Origin of the sequence: Brucella thiophenivorans, from assembly GCF_002252445.1 — a bacterium.
Lineage (GTDB): Bacteria > Pseudomonadota > Alphaproteobacteria > Rhizobiales > Rhizobiaceae > Brucella > Brucella thiophenivorans.
Window position 1 is genome coordinate 1 of the sequence record NZ_NNRJ01000009.1, and the last position, 18,889, is coordinate 18,889.

Sequence of the window (18,889 nt, forward strand, 5' to 3'; positions counted from 1 at the left end):
TGCTGAAATCGCTCAACACATTTTGGAACAGGCTCTGACAATTGCGCATCCGGCCAGCGCTGAACCAAAAGTTCAGTGGAGTTTCCCGGACCGCAACCAATATCAACCACCTTGCGCGGGTTATTTGTCTTTATCTGCGCCAGAAGATCAGCCGCAGGACGGCTTCGTTCGCCTTCAAACTTCAAATATTGCTTTGCGGACCAGTCTTTCATTTGGACACGCCTCACCTGTAATTGCTCGCATGTTGTATAGAATATCAATATTCCATATCAATCAATGGCGGCATGTAAAAATTTATTAAAAAAATCATCAATTCAAAAAAGGAATAAAAATGTTTATAGAATTAAGAAGAATTGATCACCTTGTATTTACTTATAACTTTGATCATCTATGGACATTCAGCGATAGCGGCGGAACAACTACATTGTTATTCAGCTGGGGACCGGCTATAGTTCTGGAAACATATGAAGAAGTAAAAGCCCTGATCGAGACATACAAGTAAAAAAACAACCCCAAGAAAATATTCTTGGGGTTGTTCATTTCTAAATAAGCCGGAAATTATACCGGTTTAATCTTTCTATTTAGCGTGTCAGCGGCTTGTAAGTCACCCGCTTTGGATTGACGCTTTCGGGTCCGAGACGACGAACCTTATCCGCTTCATAATCTTCGAAGTTACCTTCGAACCATTCGACATGGCTGTCGCCTTCAAATGCCAGAATATGCGTCGCAAGACGATCGAGGAACATACGATCGTGGGAGATGATAACAGCGCAGCCAGCATACTTTTCAAGCGCATCTTCAAGCGCTGCCAGCGTTTCCGTATCAAGATCGTTGGTCGGTTCGTCGAGCAGCAGAACGTTACCGCCAGCCTGCAACATCTTGGCAAGATGCACACGGTTGCGCTGACCGCCGGACAGATTACCAACCTTGGCCTGCTGATCGCCGCCCTTGAAATTGAACGCACCACAATAAGCGCGGGAATTCATTTCAAACTTGCCGAGCTTGATAATATCGTTGCCGCCGGAGATTTCTTCCCAGACATTCTTGTTGGCGTCGAGGTGATCACGGCTCTGATCGACATAACCAAGATGAACGGTATCACCGATACGGATCGAACCCGAATCCGGCTTTTCCTGACCCGTGATCATCTTGAACAGCGTTGACTTACCCGCACCGTTTGGGCCGATAACACCTACGATACCACCCGGAGGCAGTTTGAATGTCAGGTTTTCGATCAGCATACGGTCGCCAAACGACTTAGTCAGACCTTCAGCTTCAATAACCACCTGACCGAGACGCTCACCAGCCGGGATCAGAATCTGAGCATCGCCCGGACGCTGATTGTTGGCGGCTTCCACCAGTTGGTCGTAGGCCTTGATACGTGCCTTCGACTTCGACTGACGTGCCTTAGGGCTCGCTGCAATCCACTGGCGTTCACGCTCAAGCGCTTTCTGGCGGGAATCGTCTTCACGACCTTCCTGAATCATACGCTTGGACTTGGCTTCCAGATAAGCAGAGTAGTTGCCTTCGTAAGGAATGCCGCGACCACGGTCGAGTTCAAGAATCCAGCCAGTTACATTGTCAAGGAAGTAGCGATCGTGCGTAATGAGCAGAACAGCGCCTTCATATTCACGCAGATGCTTTTCGAGCCATGCGGTTGTTTCAGCGTCAAGGTGGTTGGTCGGTTCGTCAAGCAGCAGCAGGTCTGGCTTCGATAGAAGCAACTTGCAAAGTGCTACACGGCGACGTTCACCACCCGAAAGCGTTGTGACATCGGCATCTGCTGGCGGGCAGCGCAGGGCTTCCATCGCCATTTCAACCTGACTGTCCAGATCCCAAAGGTTCTGGCTGTCGATGACGTCCTGAAGAGCCGCACCTTCGTCTGCGGTTTCATCAGAATAGTTCATCATCAGTTCGTTGTAACGGTCGAGAATAGCTGTCTTTGAAGCCACACCTTCCATAACATTGCCAAGAACGTTCTTTTCAGGATCGAGATGTGGCTCCTGCGCGAGGTAACCACAGGTCGCACCGTCTGCGAGCCAAGCTTCGCCGGTGAAGTCCTTATCAAGACCAGCCATGATCTTGAGAATTGTCGATTTACCGGCACCGTTTGGACCAAGAATACCGATCTTCGCATCTGGATAGAACGACAGATGAAGATTTTCGATAACCTTTTTAGCACCATAGGCCTTGTTCAGCCCGGACATATGATAGATGAATTGGCGTGCCATAAAGCGCGTCGTCTCCACGAGTTAGAGAGCGTGAACGGCCAGTTGCCGAACCGCAAGGAAAAATTCTGCTGGGTATGTAGGCGAAATAGTGCGCGGAAGCAAATATCATCACGCAGATCGTGCTTGAAAAGCGCCCATATAAAATGAAACCGGGCGCGGATATTTCCGTCACCCGGTTTCCCCTCTGGCCACCACTCGGGAAAGTTTCCTCCCTTTCGCCGAATGGCCTGCTCGGTATGCCTTAAAGCTGGTCTTCCACGGCTACTGAAACGTAGCCAGCATGCGTTGTTAAAGATAGATTTGCCTATGATTTTGCGCTTTTCAAGCGGAATTTGCTCAAAAAATGCAATTGCCTAAAATTAATTCACTCAACCCCTGGATGCCTTATTAAAAGACGCACCCAAAAGAGAATTTGACTATTTGCTCAGCATAAATTCTGATGCTCTGATGTCATTTCAAATCACCCATCGCGTGAAACTCACAGACGGAACCGAACTGCCGTTCCGGCAGTCGTTGGCTTCTTTGCCAAAAGGAACTATTCACATCAATCATGGACTTGCCGAACATTCAGCGCGTTATGCGCGATTTGCACGCGCACTCAACCTAGCCGGCTACAACGTCTACGCCCATGATCATCGCGGCCATGGCGTCAATATCGGCCCACATGCGCCAAAAGGGACGGTCGCACGAAAACACGGCCATAGCTTGGCTATTGATGATGTTCTGGCGCTAAACCGCCACATACATGCAACGCATCCGGGTTTACCGGTCGTTATATTCGGCCACTCCATGGGTGGGCTAATTGCGCTCAATTATACAGTGGCGCATTCAGACACCGTTGATGCCGTTGCAATCTGGAATTCAAGTTTCAATGGCGGCATTGAGAACCATGCTGCAACCGCACTTCTATATGCAGAACGCATGTTCAAGGGGTCCGACGTTCCAAGCACGATCCTGCCGAAGCTTACCTTCCGCGCCTGGGGCAATTCAATCCCCGATAATCAAACAGCTTTCGACTGGCTTTCGCGTGATCCCGCCGAGGTCAAAGCCTACATCAATGACCCTCTGTGCGGCTTTGATGCCAGCGTTGCTCTGTGGATTGACATTTTCCGCATGATGAAAGCCGGAGCAAAAGACAGCAACTTTGCAAACATCCGCAAAGACTTACCGTTCAACCTTGTTGGCGGCGAAGAGGACCCCGCAACCGATAAAGCCAAAGCGACACGCAAACTCGCTCAAAGAATGCAGGCAATGGGCTTTAAAAATGTCACCTGCACCATTTATCCCGAAACCCGCCATGAAAGCCTTAATGACATAAACCGGGATGCGGTCACGCAGAATTTTCTGAATTGGCTGCGCGAGGTACTTCCGTCGCGTCACAAGTCCGGGTAAAAGCGGCTTCTATTTTAATTAGCGGTCGAGCCAAGGCTTTCCTGAAAAGTCTTGGTTTGGTTTGCGATCGATGGTATGGAGCCCGCCTTGCGCACTACAGGGCACCTGTACTGAGATATTACGCACACTGATTTCACGGTAAATGCGCAAGGAATGAAGGAAGCTCCGCTTGGCAACACCAACGATTTCTGTGGTCATACCCTGCCGCAATGAAGCCGACAATCTCGCTTTTCTACTCGATGAAGTCGACAGCGCCATGCTCGGCCGCGCCTATGAAGTGATAGTCGTAGACGATGGCTCAACAGATTCCACCAGCGATGTTCTGGCTGGGCGCATCCATGCAGGCAGGCCTTTGCGCCACATTCGTCACGACCGTTCATCCGGCCAGAGTGCCGCATTGCGCTCCGGCGTTTTCGCGGCGCGCGGCCATATCGTGGTTACTATGGATGGCGATGGTCAGAACAATCCGGCCTACCTGCCAGCGCTTGCAGATGCTTTGATCAATGCCGGTCCGGCTTTTGGTATTGCAGCCGGTCAGCGCCTTAAGCGCACCGATACCAAGCTCAAGCAGCTTTCGTCGCGCTTTGCCAATAATCTGCGCGGTGCGATCCTCAAGGACGAGACGCGCGATTCCGGCTGCGGACTAAAAGCCCTGCACACTGATCTTTTCCGACAACTGCCGTTTTTCGACGGCTGGCACCGTTATCTACCAGCGCTTGCGCTGCGTGAAGGTTTTGATGTGGTGCACATTGATGTCACCGACCGCGAACGTCGCCACGGCAAATCCAATTACGGCATTCTCGACCGCGGTCTGCGCGGTGTTCTCGACCTTTATGGCGTGTGGTGGCTTCGCAAGCGTCGCAAGGTAGTTCCGCGCGTGACGGAGATCACCCATGACTGATATTTTAAACAGCTTGTTGCAATGGCTCCACGATGTTTTCGTGGCACAATGGGATGGCTGGATCATTCTTGGCTTTGTTGCACAGGCCTGCTTTACCATGCGCTTTGTCGTACAATGGCTGGCATCGGAAAAAGCGAAGAAGAGCGTCATGCCGGTGGCATTCTGGTTCTTCTCGCTGTTTGGCGGCGTTCTTTTGCTCGTCTACGCGATCCAGCGTAAAGACCCGGTTTTTATCGCCGGTCAGGGCTTTGGCCTGATCGTCTATATCCGCAATCTCTGGCTGATCGCCAATGAGAGGAAGCGGTTGAAAGCAGCGGAATAAAACCAAAACGCCGGCCTGATCAGACCGGCTTTCTTATATTACATGCGCCCCACCGAACGATAATCCAGTCCAGTGCCAAACACATCGTCCGCCTTATAAACATTGCGCAGATCGATCAGCACATTGCCTTCCATCAAGCGCGCAACACGTTTGAGATCAAGCGCGCGATAGGCATTCCATTCGGTGAGCAGCGCCACAACGCCTGAACCTTCTGCTGCTTCATAGGCAGAGCTGCACCAGACCACATCCGGCAGAACGGTCTTTGCAGCCTCCATAGCCTCCGGATCATGTGCACGCACGGAAATACCAGCCTTTTGGATAGCGGCGACAATATCAAGCGATGGCGACTCACGAATATCGTCAGTGTTCGGCTTGAACGCGATGCCGAGAACGGCAACCGTCTTGGTTCCGCTTTCGCGCGCCGCCGCAACTATGCGTTCCGCCATGGCCTGCTTGCGCGCCTCGTTCACTGCAATCACTTCCTCAATCAGCGACTGCGGCGCATCATATTTCTTGCCGGTCGCAGCAAATGCCCGCGTATCTTTTGGGAAACACGAACCACCAAAACCAGGACCAGCATGTAAGAATTTTGAGCCAATGCGATTATCCATGCCGATAGCGCGCGCGACTTCCTGCACGTTTCCGCCAGTCCTTTCACACAGATCAGCTACCTGATTGATGAAAGTCACCTTCATCGCCAAAAATGCATTGGCTGCATATTTGATGATTTCCGCATTTTCCAGCGACGTGATGACCATCGGCGTTTCGCGCAGATAAAGCGGACGATAAAGCCGCTGCATGGCAGCTTTTCCGCGCTCATCATCAACGCCTACGACCACGCGATCAGGCCGCATGAAGTCTTCAATCGCAGAGCCTTCGCGCAAAAATTCAGGGTTTGAAACCATGGAAAATTCAACGCCCGGGCGAGCGGCCGCAATCCGGTCGCGAATACGCGCATTGGTGCCAACCACAACCGTCGATTTGATGACAACCACAGCACCTGGCTTCATTGAGGCTGCAATTTCATCCGCAGCCGCTTCGATATATTGGAGGTCAGCTTCACCGTCGCCGCGCCGCGAGGGCGTGCCGACCGCAATCAGGATCACGTCTGCATCGGCAACACTGCTGACAAGATCGGTGCTGAACTCCAGCCGTCCGTCGCGAATGTTCCGAGCCAGAAGCTCATCAAGCCCCGGCTCAAAGATAGTGACTTTGCCAGCCTCCAGCCGTTCGATGATCGACGGATTCTTGTCGACACAGGTAACGTGAAAGCCAAATTCAGCAAAACACACACCTGAAACCAGTCCCACATAACCAGTTCCGATCATCGCCAGCTTCATGATTTGATCCTTTTTCGTTTGTCGCAGGCCTGCTGAACCTGTTGAGATTCCGGTTATGGTCTCTCGAAAATAGTGATTTTCGAGAACCGGCGTGCAGCGTCCTTAAAGGTACGCGAGCACCGGAAGCCAGAAAAGTGCCATTTGCAAACTGCCAAAGCCGGAATATCAGTAGGGTCAGAGCCACTTATCGTAGTCAGAAACCAGTAGATGTAACGGTTTTTCATTCTCTTCAATATTTGAGAAACGACCGATCGGCTCACGGAAAATATTGTCCGTCAGATCGTCATTGACCGTCGAGACTTCCCCTATCAGCACATCGCCGCCCTCACCCCAGAACGCATGCCAGTTGCCGGGAAGCAATGTCACGCTTTCACCCGGTGCGAGCTTCAAATGCGCGCCAGCCTTTTGCGTCACAAGACGTCCATCGGTGGCAACCGTTACATCTGTTTGCTCATCGACGCTGCCATCGGCGTTTGAGTTAAAAAGCTCAAGCACAAGTGTGCCGCCACCCCGATTGATGATGTCTTCGGCCTTCACTACATGACGATGCATGGGTGAGAGCTGATTCTTACGCGAAATCATGATCTTTTCAGCATAAAGCATTCCGCCGCCACGCTTGAGGTCTCCCGAATTGCCGTTGCGCGTGGTGAAAAGAAACAGGCCAAGATCGGCAAAGTTGCCCTGACCGTAATCGGTAATGTCCCAGCCAAGACGTCCATCCAGAATAGCTTTGGCATCGCTTGATGTGCGGTTTTTCAACTCTTCCGGCGACCAATAAGCAAACGGAGGCATGACATAGCCAAATGAGCGAATGAACGCATCGCTTTCGCGGATGATCTCGTTAATTTCGGAGCGTTTCATGTCCTCTGAGCCTCCCATTGAATGAAACCGAATATACTCGCAGTTTGGTAACTGCCTTTGAGTGCGTTTGGCAATCCCGTACGCGCAAGTCACACATATTTGCAAAATGCAGCGGGTCATTTTTAGAGCGCATTCCGAAAAATGTGTAACGGTTTTTAGACAAGATGCGCGTCAAAACAAATGCTTAGAGCGCCGATCTGCTGAAAGCAGATCGAAATGCGCTCTGAGTGTCGTCTTTACGCGAAAATCATGTCGCATCCCAATGCGCGTTTAGAACATTTCAATGATTGAATCATGACAACGGAAGCCAGCCTGAACATCGAGGAATGAACAGGCAAGCCATTGAGATAATGGGATAAGCTGTGCTTCCAGAAGATAACGGGAACACCCGGTCAAGCAAGCGTCGCTGAGAGAACAGCACCGGCATGATCAAGATCACGGACACAGAGGGTTCAAAACGATGGACGTTCGCAACGAAATGCTGGGACACTTAACCGGGCGTAACCCGAATTTCAGCCTGGAGCAGAAGTTTTACACGGATCCAGATTATTACAAGCTGGATCTGGAAAACATCTTCTATCGCGACTGGTTATTCGTTGGCCATGATTGCGAGCTGCCAAAAACCGGCTCTTACATGACAGTGCAGGTCGGCGCCTATCCGGTGGTAATCGTGCGCGATGCACAGGGTGGCATTCGCGCCTTCCACAATTCCTGTCGTCATCGCGGCTCGCGTATCTGCTCCGCAGAAAAAGGCACAGCTGCAAAGCTCGTCTGCCCCTATCACCAGTGGACCTATGAGCTTGACGGTCGCCTTCTGTTTGCGCGTCAGGTAGGCCCGGATTTCAAGCCTGCCGAATATGGTCTCAAGCAAGTCCATTGCGAAACAGTTGCAGGCTATGTCTATGTGTGCCTCGCTGACGAAGCACCCGATTTCAACAGCTTCCGTGCACTTGTCGAGCCCTATCTCGCACCGCACAACATCAAGGAAGCTAAGGTTGCCTTTGAAAGCTCAATCATCGAGAAAGGTAACTGGAAGCTCGTCTGGGAAAACAACCGCGAATGCTATCACTGCGCGGCCAACCATCCAGAACTCTGCCGCACCTATCCTGAGGCTCCAAGCGCAACCGGCGTTCAGGGCGTTATGGAAGACCCGGAGATCAACCAGCTCTGGAAAAACTGCGCGTCCATCGGCCTGCCGGCCGAGTTCAACATGTCGGATGATGGCCGCTATCGCATTACCCGTATCCCACTGCTGCGCGATGCGGTGAGCTACACCATGTCAGGCAAGCCAGCTGTGAAGAAGTCATTGAGCGATCAAGTATCGGGCAACACCAATATAGGTGCAATGCTGCTCTTCAATTATCCGTCGACCTGGAACCACTTGATGGTTGATCATGCGATTTCCTTCCGAGTGCTACCGATTAGTGCAGAGGAAACCATGGTCACAACCAAGTGGCTTGTGCACAAGGACGCAGTAGAAGGTGTCGATTACGATCTTGATGAGCTGACCCATGTCTGGATTCAGACCAATGATCAGGACCGCCAGATCGTTGAAGAAAATGCTATCGGCATTCGTTCGCCTGCCTATCAGCCTGGCCCCTATTCGGTCGAGCATGAAGGCGGCGTGATGCAGTTCCTCGAATGGTATACCAACACCATAACACCGCGCCTGCGTGGTGATACTGCGAAACTAAGCCGCGTTGCCTGATAAAAGGGTGGGCGTTATTTGGACCGCAAGGACCAAGATAATTGTAGAAGTGAGAAGGCCATGCAGCCTCTGAAATATCTGGATGAGATGCTGCCGTGGAACGACAGGTTGCAGATGCTGCAATGCATCTCGGCCATCGAAGAAGCGCCAGACGTGATGACCTTCTCCTTCAAGGCAGCCGACGACAACTGGTTTCGCTACACGCCGGGCCAGTTTGTCACTCTGGAACTGCCGATTGAGCGCGCAGACGGGCTTGGACCAGTCATGCGCACCTATACGCTGTCATCCACCCCTTCCCGGCCCTATCATATATCGGTTACGGTCAAGGCCCAGAAGGACAGCATTGGCACCCGCTGGATGCTCGAAAATTTGCGCCCGCCGATGAAAATCAAGGCTTATGGGCCAAATGGCGATTTCTCTCTCGCCAATCATCCAAGTGAAAAATACCTCTTTATCTCAGCAGGCTCCGGCATCACGCCGATGGTGTCGATGACGCGCTGGCTGTTCGATTGCGCGCCTGCAACCGATGTCGCTTTCATCAATTGCGCACGCTCCCCGGACGATATTATCTTCCGCAAAGAGCTTGAGCTGCTTTCTGGCCGCATGGAAGACATGCACCTTGCCTTTATCGTTGAGCAGTCTTCAGCGCGCCACGTCTGGCCGGGGCTTCATGGTCGTATTGACCGCGCACGTCTTGAACTACTGGCACCCGACTTCATGCGTCGCAAAGTTTTTTGCTGCGGACCAGAGCCTTTTATGAATGGTGTACGTGGCCTTTTGGAGCAATCCGGCTTCGATATGGCCAATTATCATCAGGAGAGCTTTCAGCCTGCGACGGAAATCTCTTCGATTCCAGTGCCCGCAGCACTTACCACTGCACCAGATAAAACACCTACGGCACCGACTGCCCCTGTTGTGGCACCTGCAAGCGTTGTGTTCACGCTTTCTGGCATTGAAGTCGAATGCACGGAAAACGACACGATTCTGCTTGCAGCGCGCAATGGTGGACTCAAAATTCCAAGCGCCTGCGAATTTGGCATTTGTGGCACCTGCAAAGTCAAATGCATCGCGGGCGAAACCGAAATGAACCATAATGGCGGCATTCGCGACGACGAGGTCGAAGAAGGCTACATTCTCGCATGTTGCAGCCGCCCCCGCGGTCGCGTCGAGATTGATGCCTGAACGACTTGACGACCCCAGCCACATAGCGCACCACTAACTTATTGTTTAAGATGGAGCGCTTTATGATTGGTCATGCCCTTCTGGTTGTCGATGTTCAGAATGATTTCTGTCCCGGTGGTGCACTGGCGATTGATCGGGGTGACGAAATTCTGCCGACCATCAATCGACTGATTGAGGAAAGCGAACACGTCATTCTGACGCAAGACTGGCATCCCGCCAATCATACAAGTTTTGCATCCAATCATTCTGGAAAGAAGCCCTTCGATATGGTCGAAATGGCTTATGGACCGCAAACACTATGGCCCGATCATTGTGTTCAGGGAGCGCAGGGCGCCGATTTTCACCCAGATTTGCAATGGACCCGTGCACAGCTTGTTATCCGCAAGGGTTTTCGCATTGGCATCGATAGCTATTCGGCCTTCTTTGAGAACGACCGTGAGACACCGACCGGGCTTGCCGGATATTTACGCGACCGCAATATCGGCTCGCTCACTTTGGCTGGTCTCGCAACCGACTTCTGTGTCGCTTATTCGGCACTTGATGCCGCAACACATGGCTTTCAGGTGCGTGTGCGGCTGGATGCTTGTCGAGGCATTGATCTAAACGGCTCCATGAGTGCAATGCTCGAAGCAATGCAAAAGGCGGGCGTTGAACTCATAAACGAACCCGCCCTTGCATCGCATCTGCTCTGATTATTTTTGCAATTCACCATCGGGCAGAACGACATAAATCAGCACGGCAATGATCGTGATGAAGAAGCGGAATGCGGATTCAATTCCGTTCCATGTGGACGACATCCACATGCCGAACCATTCGCCACCAATCGACATAAAGCCGACCTGCCAGACAAGAAAGCCGACCGAAAGACCGGCAATTGCCCATTTCTTGGAGCGGTTGAAGCTTGCAGCATCGCCACTCAGCCGGCCGAGCATCGCGAAAGCACCAATCCAGCATAAAATGGCTGTGAGCGTCTCAGCCGCAATAATCATGATATAGGCAGCGTTATGCAGGAAGTTGCTGTCAATGGCGCGATACTTGATCGTTGCATCTGGGAAAATCGTATCCATCAGAAGCACATGCTGAACGAATGCAAAATTGCTGCCGTAATCGGTAATGTTGCCGAAGGCGACAAGTGTTGCGAAAAATGCAATTGCCGCAACAAATGCGGTTTTGCTCAAACGAGTAACGACCATGGAAAACCCCTCTCCAAAAAAGTCGCAGCCGTAGCCATTCCTGACTGACGGCATGTGAAGGTACACTCAGACGGGCCTTGTCGTGAGCAAGTCAACGCTTGCCAACTCTTTTGATTCGGTCAACAAAAAAGGCGACCAAAGCCGCCTTTCTCACCATTATGCAGTGGGCCTTAATGCAAAGCAGCTTCATCAGCCTCGTTCTGCCAATCCGGATTTTTCTTGTTGTAGCGGATCGACGAAAAGAGCGAAAGGCCAATAAGCAAGGCGCCGATCAGACCGGTGATCACTTCCGGAATATGGACGAGTGTCTGCACATACATAATTACGGCAAGCACGAGGATCGCGTAAAACGCGCCATGTTCCAGATAACGATACTGACCGAGCGTCTTTCGTTCCACCAGCATGATGGTGAGCGAACGCACGTAAAACGCACCAATACCAAGACCAATCGCGATCACGAACAGGTTCGTAGTCAGCGCAAAGGCACCGATAACACCATCAAACGAGAAGCTGGCATCAAGCACTTCAAGATAGATAAACGCACCTAAACCGCCGCGATGCACCATATCGACCTGCTCCTGCGACGCATCAAGAACCGCGCCCAAGCCTTCGACTGCAAGAAAGGTAAGCAAGCCAAACAATGCGGCGACGAGGAACGTGTGCGAATGTTCAGCATCAAGCTGGTATGAGAAAAACAGGATCAACGCGATGGCAACGCCAATCTCGATACCTTGAACTGATGCAAACTTCGACAAGCGGCTTTCTATCACCTTGACCCAGTGAACATCCTTTTCGACATCGAAAAAGTATTTCATGCCAACCATCAGCAGGAAGGTGCCGCCAAAGGCTGCAATGCCGGTGTGGGACTCAGCAATAACCCGCGCATATTCATCCGGTTGCCAAATGGCAAGCTTGAGCGCCGAGATCGGGTCTGTCCACATAGCAACGGCAACAATGGCAAGCGGAAAGACAATACGCATGCCGAAAACGGCAATGATAATGCCCCATGTCAGAAATCGATGCTGCCATTCCGGCGTCATGTCGCGCAGAATGCGTGCATTAACGATGGCATTATCGAATGAAAGTGAGATTTCCAAAACGCTCAGAACCGCACAGATGATAAAAACGGAAACCATGCCTCCGATCGTACCTGTGGTCGAATACCCCAGCCAGAGCGCACCGAGAAGGCCTATGACCGTGAAAAAGGCAGGCCAAATGAAGTACTTATAAGTGGTCATAGCAAACCATCTGATTGTATGTTGATGAGGCAGGCCGAGTATCAACCTGAAAACAGCCAGGCCAACGGCGCTCCTCCTGCGGCGCAAACCTTATGTAAGAGGCAAGCCACGCGCGAACAAGAAAAACTATGGTCAAATTTTGTTCACGAAAAAACGCACAGCTCAAAATTGCGTGATCAGTTGATCTAGGATGTTGTTACGATTTAACTTAAATAAATCACCTATATCTGAGGTTGCAAGGGAGATTGCCATGATCACAGGTCCACAATGTCGTGCAGCGCGGGCGCTGGTTGAATTTTCGCGGGATCGACTGGCCCAGCTATCCGGAATTGACGCGCAGGTCATCGAATATTTCGAGCGCAAGATCGGCACGCCCACGGATGAACAAAATCAGGCTCTGCAAGATACACTCGAAAAGGTTGGCGCACAGTTCATCTGGGAGAATGGCGGCGGACTTGGCGTTCGTTTGAAATTCAACCGCTCGGAAGCAAAGCGTATCGCAAGCCTTGAAAACGAAGGTGGTGTCGCCGCTTATGACGATGTGCCATAAAAGAATGGGCGACCATGTAGTCGCCCTTCTCTCTCAAACTGATTAGTTTTTATTAAGCAGCGAAGCTGGTTCCAGTTTCGGCTCCATCTTAATCACCAGCACATCCGTGGCATCAAGGTCGAGATCCTTGAATGCTACACCTTTCAGGACCGCTCACCACAGGTTAAGCGGCAAGAACAAAACGCTGGCCCGAATAAAACGCGACGGCGGCGTGGTGTCACCCGGAATGCCCAGCATTCCTGAACCTGCGCCCAGCGGTTTCACTTCCTCCCTAAGAATTTTGGTTGGCTTTGCATCAAGAGGCGAAAGCTTCACATAATTTCTCAGATTGGTCAGATGCCAATCAAACGACGGCGCATTGGTCATGACACCAAGCGGATTGTCAGTAGCTTTCAGCTTACCCTCAATTGGTTCGATAACAATCGCAGCGCCAGCCGCATCATGCAATGTGTAATGCACAAGCGGCACAATACCCATGTCATTTTGCTGGACGGTGACGACTGAAATCGAGTTCAGCGCCTCCTTGACCTCTGAAACCGTCTCGAAATTCATCAGCGCCAAGGTCAGAAAATCCCACGGAGTAAGTCTTTAATCAGACTTTGCACTGGATGGGTCAGTATAATCAGCAAAGCCCGGAAAATAAAGAATGCCGCCCGTCAGACCCTTTTCATTCATACCATCTGCGAGAGCCAGTATCCCGAAAGCATTCATGCCGACAGCAGCATATTTTGCTTTCCACTTCTTACCGGTCTTTCCGTCAGGAGCGCTTGCTACAAGCGCAAAGTTGCGTGGAATCACGATCATTTCGGAGTTGATTGGGAATGCAAATTCCATCGTGCATCCATAAACCAGAGTACCATCCATCGTCGGCTGAACGAAGCTGGTTCCAGCCAGAGCCGCCTGGTGGCGCGATGAGCCAGACAGCAATCAACGCGACTGCAGCAGCGCGGGCCAAAGCCTTGAAAGTCGATTTATAAATTGACAAACTTTTCCGCATCATATCCGCTGCAAAAGCAAATATCCAAAATGATAAACTAACTGGCAATTCCGAATCTTAACATTGCACCTGACATCGTCAATAAAGGCGTCTACGCGATACCGGCGAATGAAATGATTCGTCCTGTAAAATGTCAATCAAGTAAAACTGTTCAGTAATCGAAATTTTTAGTTTATTTCTCACCATGATTAACATATTGATGTTAATAAGCCTTTTCTGGCAATACTTTAAATTACTCTAAATTACGTTCCCAGGGGATTTAACCAAAATGAAGCTGAATTCACGCGCTGATAGCAAGAATTTTGCGGGTACGCATATGCGTAATATTTTTTTCGCAAGCGCTTTTTCTTTGGTAGTGCCAGCAACATCTGCATTAGCAGCTGACATCGTTGCACCCGCGCCTGTACACGCAGAAATACAAGACCAGCAACATTGGCGTGTGATCTTCAGTCCCTATGTTTGGGGTGCCTCGCTGAATGGCAATGCCGGATTGCTTGGATTTTCGAGCAAAGTTGACGTCCCGTTCAGGGAAACTTTCAAAAATCTCGATATGAGCCTCATGGGAAATATCGAGATTACGAATGGCACATATGGTGCCTATTTCGACGGCCAATACACCAAGACCAGTCAAGGCGAAGATGTTTTTAACGAGCAGCTTGATCTCGACATTACCGCTACAACGTTAACTGGCGGCGTTTATTATCGTGTTTATCAACAGGATCTGGATGGGCTGACTTATTTCGGGAGACAGCGCATTTTTGCAATCGAGCCGACCGTCGGCATTCGCTGGACGCAGCTAAAAGCGACATTGAATGTTGGGCCTTATAGTGAATCACGTAAGGTGGACTGGACTGATCCGTTTATTGGCACGCGCGTGCTTTATGACATTAATGATCGCTGGAATATTTCCGCAGAAGCCGACATCGGCGGCTTTGGAGCGGGCACCAAACTGAGCGCCAACGGCCAAATTTACCTTGGTTATCGTACAAAACTGTTCGATGTGCCGACAATATTGCGTGTCGGCTATCGCGCACTTTATCAGGATTATCGTGATGACGATACGCGTGAGAAATTCAAATACGATGTGACACAGCACGGACCGGTTGTTGGTTTTTCCGTGCAGTTCTAAACCCGTAAGTTCTGCGAAAAATAAGAGCCGCTCTTCATCAAGGGCGGCTTTTTTTGTTTAGAAAGAAATAAGCATCCCCCTACTTCATACTTGCAAGATTTATATTTCTGGCTTCAAGTGAAATCATAAGGGGTGAGGTTTCGCTAAAGCTTTTTTCTAAAAACTGCCGCATCCCGACATATCTTCAGCACTGAGGAACGGATGTCTCTAATTTTTGAACTTTCAGTCTACGTTTCTTTCATCGTCTTTTTAGTGCTGGGTATTGGCGTGTATGCCATCGGGCGCGTGGCGCTTCATCTTCTTTTCCGCCATGCAAGCCATGACGTGTTATCGATACCAATTGGCGCTTTTATAAGCACCATCGCAACGGCCTGGGCGCTCTCGCTGGGCTTCGTGGCGGCTGATATTTGGACTGCGAACTCCAGAGCTGATCAGGCCACCAGCGAGGAAAGATCGTCGATTTCGCGCCTTATCGGTGCCGCCAGTCCCGATATTCTGAATGTACCTGCACTCCGAAGTGCCCTAGTCGATTATCGCGAAGCTGTCGTGAAAGATGAATGGCTGAAGAACAGTAATATCGAACCCGCGGCCACCGTGGAAATTGAGTTGCAAAATATCCGCCGTCAGATTGTCGATCTCGCGAGAACAGATATTCCAACACCTATCATCACGCAGCTCGTTCATGACTTTGACGAGTTACAGGATGCGCGCAATACACGCCTGTCTGTGGGGTCAACGTCGGTCGATATGTATAAATGGTATCTTCTTCTGTTCTTAACGATCCTGACAGCGATCACCATTTCGGCCACCCATGCGGACAGAGTGGTGGCCGGCGTCAAAGCCCTGATCATTTATTCGACCACGGCAGCTTTTTGTCTGTGGATTTTGGCAATCCATGCCAATCCTTATCAGGGACTTGAGCGGATAGAACCTTCGCTTCTATTTACAAATCATAAACTGGGATGATCGAACATCATTATACGCTTGCAAAATAACACCTATTTAAAGCCATCCATTATGGCGATTACAGCAATCGCTTTGTTCGCAGTCATCCCGCAGGCCAACGCTGCGACGTTCCGCGTGTGCCACGGTTACGACTGCTATTACAAAACGAAAGTCACCCTGACACCCAAAGACGTCAGCCGCATTGAGAACTGGCTTCGGCAAGGCACCAAATCCGCTGCAGCTGAACGCAAAGCGCTACGTCACGCCGTCGCTCTTTTCGAAGAACGCAGCACCATTACCATCGGGGTTCGCGATAAGCCTCGCATGCAATTTGGCAAAGCGCGCATCAAAGGACAGATGGATTGCGTCGATGAATCTACCAATACGGATAATTTTCTGCGCTATCTTCATTCTCTCGGCTGGTTGAAATACCATCAACCCGCACGCAAAACGACGCGTGGCAGTTTCATTGACGGGCGATACCCACATTGGACAGCCGTTATCGAGGATAATGGCGGAGTTAAATGGGCGGTCGACTCTTGGTTCGAAGCGGGCGGTGGCCCGCCAGACATCATGCCTTTGGCCGAATGGAAACGCCGGGGCTATGGCGGCGAGCGATAGACGCTAAAGCATGTCGCGGAAAAGTGGGAACCGCTTTTCCGCGACATGCGTAAAAACAACGATTTAAAAGTGTGTTGTATGAATATGATAAAAAGCGACACGCTTTAAAGAACAAATAAACAGTCAACCAATTGAAAAGCGGGGTTATCAATGGCTATTCTGAAGAAATCTCTGGCAGCTGCATGCACCAGCGTTCTTGTCGCTGCCAGCATGTTCGTGGCACCTGTCGTCGAAGCTTGTACACGTGTGGTTTATCTTGGCGCGGATGATCAGGTAATCACCGCACGTTCCATGGACTGGAAAGTGGATGTTGGGACCAATCTGTGGATTTTCCCGCGCGGCATGGATCGCAGCGGTGAAGCAGGCCCCAATTCCATCAAGTGGACCTCAAAATATGGCAGCGTTATCTCATCGGGCTACGATATTTCGACGACAGACGGAATGAATGAGGCCGGCCTCGTCGCCAATGTTCTCTGGCTGGTTGAATCCGAATACCCAAAATACGACGGAACTGGACCGGGCCTTTCAATTGCAGCATGGGCGCAATATGTGCTCGATAATTTTGCCACCGTTGATGAAGCTGTCAAAGCGCTCAGCAGCAATCCGTTCACCATCGTTACCGATTATGTACCGGGCGAAGACAGGCTTGCAACGCTGCATCTCTCCATCTCAGACGCATCTGGCGACAGCGCAATTGTGGAATATATTGATGGCAAGCAGGTCATTCACCACAGTCCCACCTTTCAGGTTCTAACCAATTCTCCAACATTTGATGAGCAATTGGCCCTTCATTCCTATTGGACACAGATCGGCGGAACGGTCATGCTGCCGGGTACCAACCGTGCGGCAGATCGCTTCACCCGTGCAGCTTTCTATATCAATGCTGTGCCTAAAACCGATGACGCGGTTGAATCCATTGCCAGCGTATTCAGCGTCATTCGCAATGTTTCTGTTCCATACGGCTTAACGACGCCGGATCAGCCCAATATCTCCTCGACACGCTGGCGTACGGTTTCCGATCAGAAGCGTAAACTCTATTTCTTTGAATCGGCTCTCACGCCAAATGTTTTCTGGGTGGATCTGAACACAATTGACTTCTCTGCCGACAAGGGAAAAGTGCAAAAGCTTGATCTCGGTCCCGATCAGCGCAACATTTTTTCAGGTGTCGCAAACAAGCAATTCAAGGACGCGGAGCCTTTTAAGTTCCTGGGTATATGAAAAAAGCTCAGAAAAATCTGAACCAATCGCCCACACGCACGTTGATTTAACACAACAACCAGAACGGAGGAAATCCAATGGACTGGAATCGCGTAGAAGGCAATTGGAAGCAGGCTAAGGGTAAGGTCAAGGAACAGTGGGGCAAGCTCACTGATGATGACCTCGACCAGATCAATGGTCGCCGCGAGCAGTTGGAAGGCAAAATTCAAGAGCGCTACGGCATCGAAAAGGACCGTGTTAAAACGGACGTCGATGACTGGTACAAGCATCAGCAATGGCTCTCTTGATAAGAGCGCTCCAAAATTAATATGAAGCCCTGCCTCTCGCGGGGCTTCTTTTTAATCTACATTCTTTTTGCCTAGCAGCGATCAACGCGCGAGAGCGATGCGGACAGACCCATCAGCGAAAATGTGTATTTTGTTTGTGTTCCGCGCGAAGACGTTGCCTGCACGTTCACGGTGCGTCCAGAGCGCATAGCACTGATAATACGCGCCTCATCGCCTTCATTCTGCGCCCAAGCGCGGTTTCCCTCGCTGAAAAACGGGAATTGTGCGCCGTCAATCATAACTTTCACGCCACTATCAGACTTTAAATCGTAACCCATCACGAGTTGGGGGCTGTAGCTGGTTGAGCCTTTTGAGATAATGATGAAGTTATCGCCATGCCGGACGCCTGCAGGAAGGAAACTCGAAGGCACGGTCAAGGCATAGCATTTGTTTCCAGGCAACTGCGTGTTCTGATAAACACCCCAATCCCGGAACTCGCCAATGTGGCTTGTTTTAGCCGAAGCCGCGAGAGAACTCGCCACCAACCCTGCAAGCGCCAACGCAACAGTGGTTGTCTTTTTAGTCATTGCCTGAAACCTCCATTTGTCAAAAATCACGTAGCATAAAAAATTGTTTCATTACGTTACTATTTCTTTAACAGCGCCCTAAAAACTTGTTGAACGGGAAAATCGTCACACCAAAACCTGTTCCTAATCCCTGACTCAAACGTTTTTTGTCCTATTTTAGAATAATGTGAATGAGCTTGAAACCTTCTGCCCTCCCGACAGTTTCTAT

At 50.6% G+C, this 18,889-nt stretch carries 18 protein-coding genes and 2 pseudogenes; 12 read left to right on the plus strand and 8 right to left on the minus strand.

All coding sequences use genetic code 11. The features are described from left to right. Both CEV31_RS01610 and ettA read right to left on the minus strand, forming a co-directional pair. A pseudogene (locus tag CEV31_RS01610) lies at window positions 1–212 on the minus strand (trans-aconitate 2-methyltransferase); the annotation flags it as partial. 369 nt (window positions 213–581) lie between these two features. Further along, window positions 582–2,231, minus strand: coding sequence for an energy-dependent translational throttle protein EttA (gene ettA, locus CEV31_RS01615; RefSeq protein WP_094505166.1), 1,650 nt, complete (start codon window positions 2,229–2,231; stop codon window positions 582–584). Window positions 2,232–2,678: 447 nt separating this feature from the next. Here ettA and CEV31_RS01620 point away from each other — a divergent pair, with 447 nt between their 5' ends. From CEV31_RS01620 to CEV31_RS01630, 3 genes are all read left to right on the plus strand, one after another. Then, window positions 2,679–3,623: an alpha/beta hydrolase gene (locus tag CEV31_RS01620; RefSeq protein ID WP_094505167.1), complete on the plus strand. Its 945-nt coding sequence runs from the start codon at window positions 2,679–2,681 to the stop codon at window positions 3,621–3,623. Between the two features lie 169 nt (window positions 3,624–3,792). Further along, a complete protein-coding gene (locus CEV31_RS01625; RefSeq protein ID WP_094505168.1) occupies window positions 3,793–4,524 on the plus strand; it encodes a glycosyltransferase family 2 protein in 732 nt (243 codons plus the stop codon). Beyond that, the gene (locus CEV31_RS01630; protein WP_094505169.1) at window positions 4,517–4,846 is read left to right on the plus strand and encodes a lipid-A-disaccharide synthase N-terminal domain-containing protein; all 330 of its coding nucleotides are present in this window, start codon (window positions 4,517–4,519) and stop codon (window positions 4,844–4,846) included. The genes CEV31_RS01625 and CEV31_RS01630 overlap by 8 nt, the downstream gene beginning before the upstream one ends. Before the next feature lie 38 nt (window positions 4,847–4,884). Here CEV31_RS01630 and CEV31_RS01635 read toward each other — a convergent pair whose 3' ends face one another. Both CEV31_RS01635 and CEV31_RS01640 read right to left on the minus strand, forming a co-directional pair. Beyond that, complete coding sequence (locus CEV31_RS01635) at window positions 4,885–6,186, minus strand: UDP-glucose dehydrogenase family protein (RefSeq protein ID WP_094505170.1); 1,302 nt, start codon at window positions 6,184–6,186, stop codon at window positions 4,885–4,887. Between the two features lie 174 nt (window positions 6,187–6,360). After that, a complete protein-coding gene (locus tag CEV31_RS01640; RefSeq protein WP_094505171.1) occupies window positions 6,361–7,047 on the minus strand; it encodes a D-lyxose/D-mannose family sugar isomerase in 687 nt (228 codons plus the stop codon). A gap of 460 nt (window positions 7,048–7,507) precedes the next feature. Between CEV31_RS01640 and CEV31_RS01645 the strand changes: the two genes are divergently transcribed. From CEV31_RS01645 to pncA, 3 genes are all read left to right on the plus strand, one after another. Further along, complete coding sequence (locus CEV31_RS01645; RefSeq protein WP_094505172.1) at window positions 7,508–8,755, plus strand: aromatic ring-hydroxylating oxygenase subunit alpha; 1,248 nt, start codon at window positions 7,508–7,510, stop codon at window positions 8,753–8,755. Window positions 8,756–8,815: 60 nt separating this feature from the next. Further along, window positions 8,816–9,937 (plus strand): hybrid-cluster NAD(P)-dependent oxidoreductase, encoded by a 1,122-nt coding sequence (locus CEV31_RS01650; RefSeq protein ID WP_094505173.1) that lies wholly within the window; start codon window positions 8,816–8,818, stop codon window positions 9,935–9,937. Window positions 9,938–9,999: 62 nt separating this feature from the next. After that, complete coding sequence (gene pncA, locus CEV31_RS01655; protein ID WP_094505283.1) at window positions 10,000–10,629, plus strand: bifunctional nicotinamidase/pyrazinamidase; 630 nt, start codon at window positions 10,000–10,002, stop codon at window positions 10,627–10,629. Here pncA and CEV31_RS01660 read toward each other — a convergent pair whose 3' ends face one another. Both CEV31_RS01660 and CEV31_RS01665 read right to left on the minus strand, forming a co-directional pair. Continuing rightward, window positions 10,630–11,130 carry a DUF2165 family protein gene (locus CEV31_RS01660; protein ID WP_094505174.1) on the minus strand — a complete coding sequence of 167 codons (501 nt, stop codon included), beginning with the start codon at window positions 11,128–11,130 and terminating at the stop codon, window positions 10,630–10,632. It lies immediately after the preceding gene. Window positions 11,131–11,300: 170 nt separating this feature from the next. Beyond that, the gene (locus tag CEV31_RS01665; RefSeq protein WP_094505175.1) at window positions 11,301–12,368 is read right to left on the minus strand and encodes a DUF475 domain-containing protein; all 1,068 of its coding nucleotides are present in this window, start codon (window positions 12,366–12,368) and stop codon (window positions 11,301–11,303) included. A gap of 250 nt (window positions 12,369–12,618) precedes the next feature. On the opposite strand from CEV31_RS01665, the gene CEV31_RS01670 reads away from it, so the two are divergent. Next, window positions 12,619–12,918: a hypothetical protein gene (locus CEV31_RS01670; RefSeq protein ID WP_094505176.1), complete on the plus strand. Its 300-nt coding sequence runs from the start codon at window positions 12,619–12,621 to the stop codon at window positions 12,916–12,918. A gap of 42 nt (window positions 12,919–12,960) precedes the next feature. Here CEV31_RS01670 and CEV31_RS01675 read toward each other — a convergent pair. After that, window positions 12,961–13,915: pseudogene (locus CEV31_RS01675) on the minus strand (choloylglycine hydrolase family protein). Between the two features lie 316 nt (window positions 13,916–14,231). Here CEV31_RS01675 and CEV31_RS01680 point away from each other — a divergent pair. The 5 genes from CEV31_RS01680 (at window position 14,232) to CEV31_RS01700 (ending at window position 18,115) form a co-directional block, all read left to right on the plus strand. Continuing rightward, window positions 14,232–15,044, plus strand: coding sequence for a hypothetical protein (locus CEV31_RS01680; protein WP_094505284.1), 813 nt, complete (start codon window positions 14,232–14,234; stop codon window positions 15,042–15,044). A gap of 201 nt (window positions 15,045–15,245) precedes the next feature. After that, entirely contained in the window at window positions 15,246–16,010 is a 765-nt protein-coding gene (locus CEV31_RS01685) for a bestrophin-like domain (RefSeq protein ID WP_094505177.1), read from the plus strand. A gap of 51 nt (window positions 16,011–16,061) precedes the next feature. After that, a complete protein-coding gene (locus tag CEV31_RS01690) occupies window positions 16,062–16,610 on the plus strand; it encodes a hypothetical protein (RefSeq protein ID WP_094505178.1) in 549 nt (182 codons plus the stop codon). Window positions 16,611–16,820: 210 nt separating this feature from the next. Further along, entirely contained in the window at window positions 16,821–17,828 is a 1,008-nt protein-coding gene (locus tag CEV31_RS01695) for a linear amide C-N hydrolase (RefSeq protein WP_374847210.1), read from the plus strand. A 77-nt stretch (window positions 17,829–17,905) separates the two neighbouring features. Further along, window positions 17,906–18,115: a CsbD family protein gene (locus CEV31_RS01700; protein WP_094505179.1), complete on the plus strand. Its 210-nt coding sequence runs from the start codon at window positions 17,906–17,908 to the stop codon at window positions 18,113–18,115. A gap of 71 nt (window positions 18,116–18,186) precedes the next feature. Here CEV31_RS01700 and CEV31_RS01705 read toward each other — a convergent pair whose 3' ends face one another. Beyond that, the gene (locus tag CEV31_RS01705) at window positions 18,187–18,681 is read right to left on the minus strand and encodes an invasion associated locus B family protein (RefSeq protein WP_094505180.1); all 495 of its coding nucleotides are present in this window, start codon (window positions 18,679–18,681) and stop codon (window positions 18,187–18,189) included. Between the last annotated feature and the right edge of the window lie 208 nt (window positions 18,682–18,889).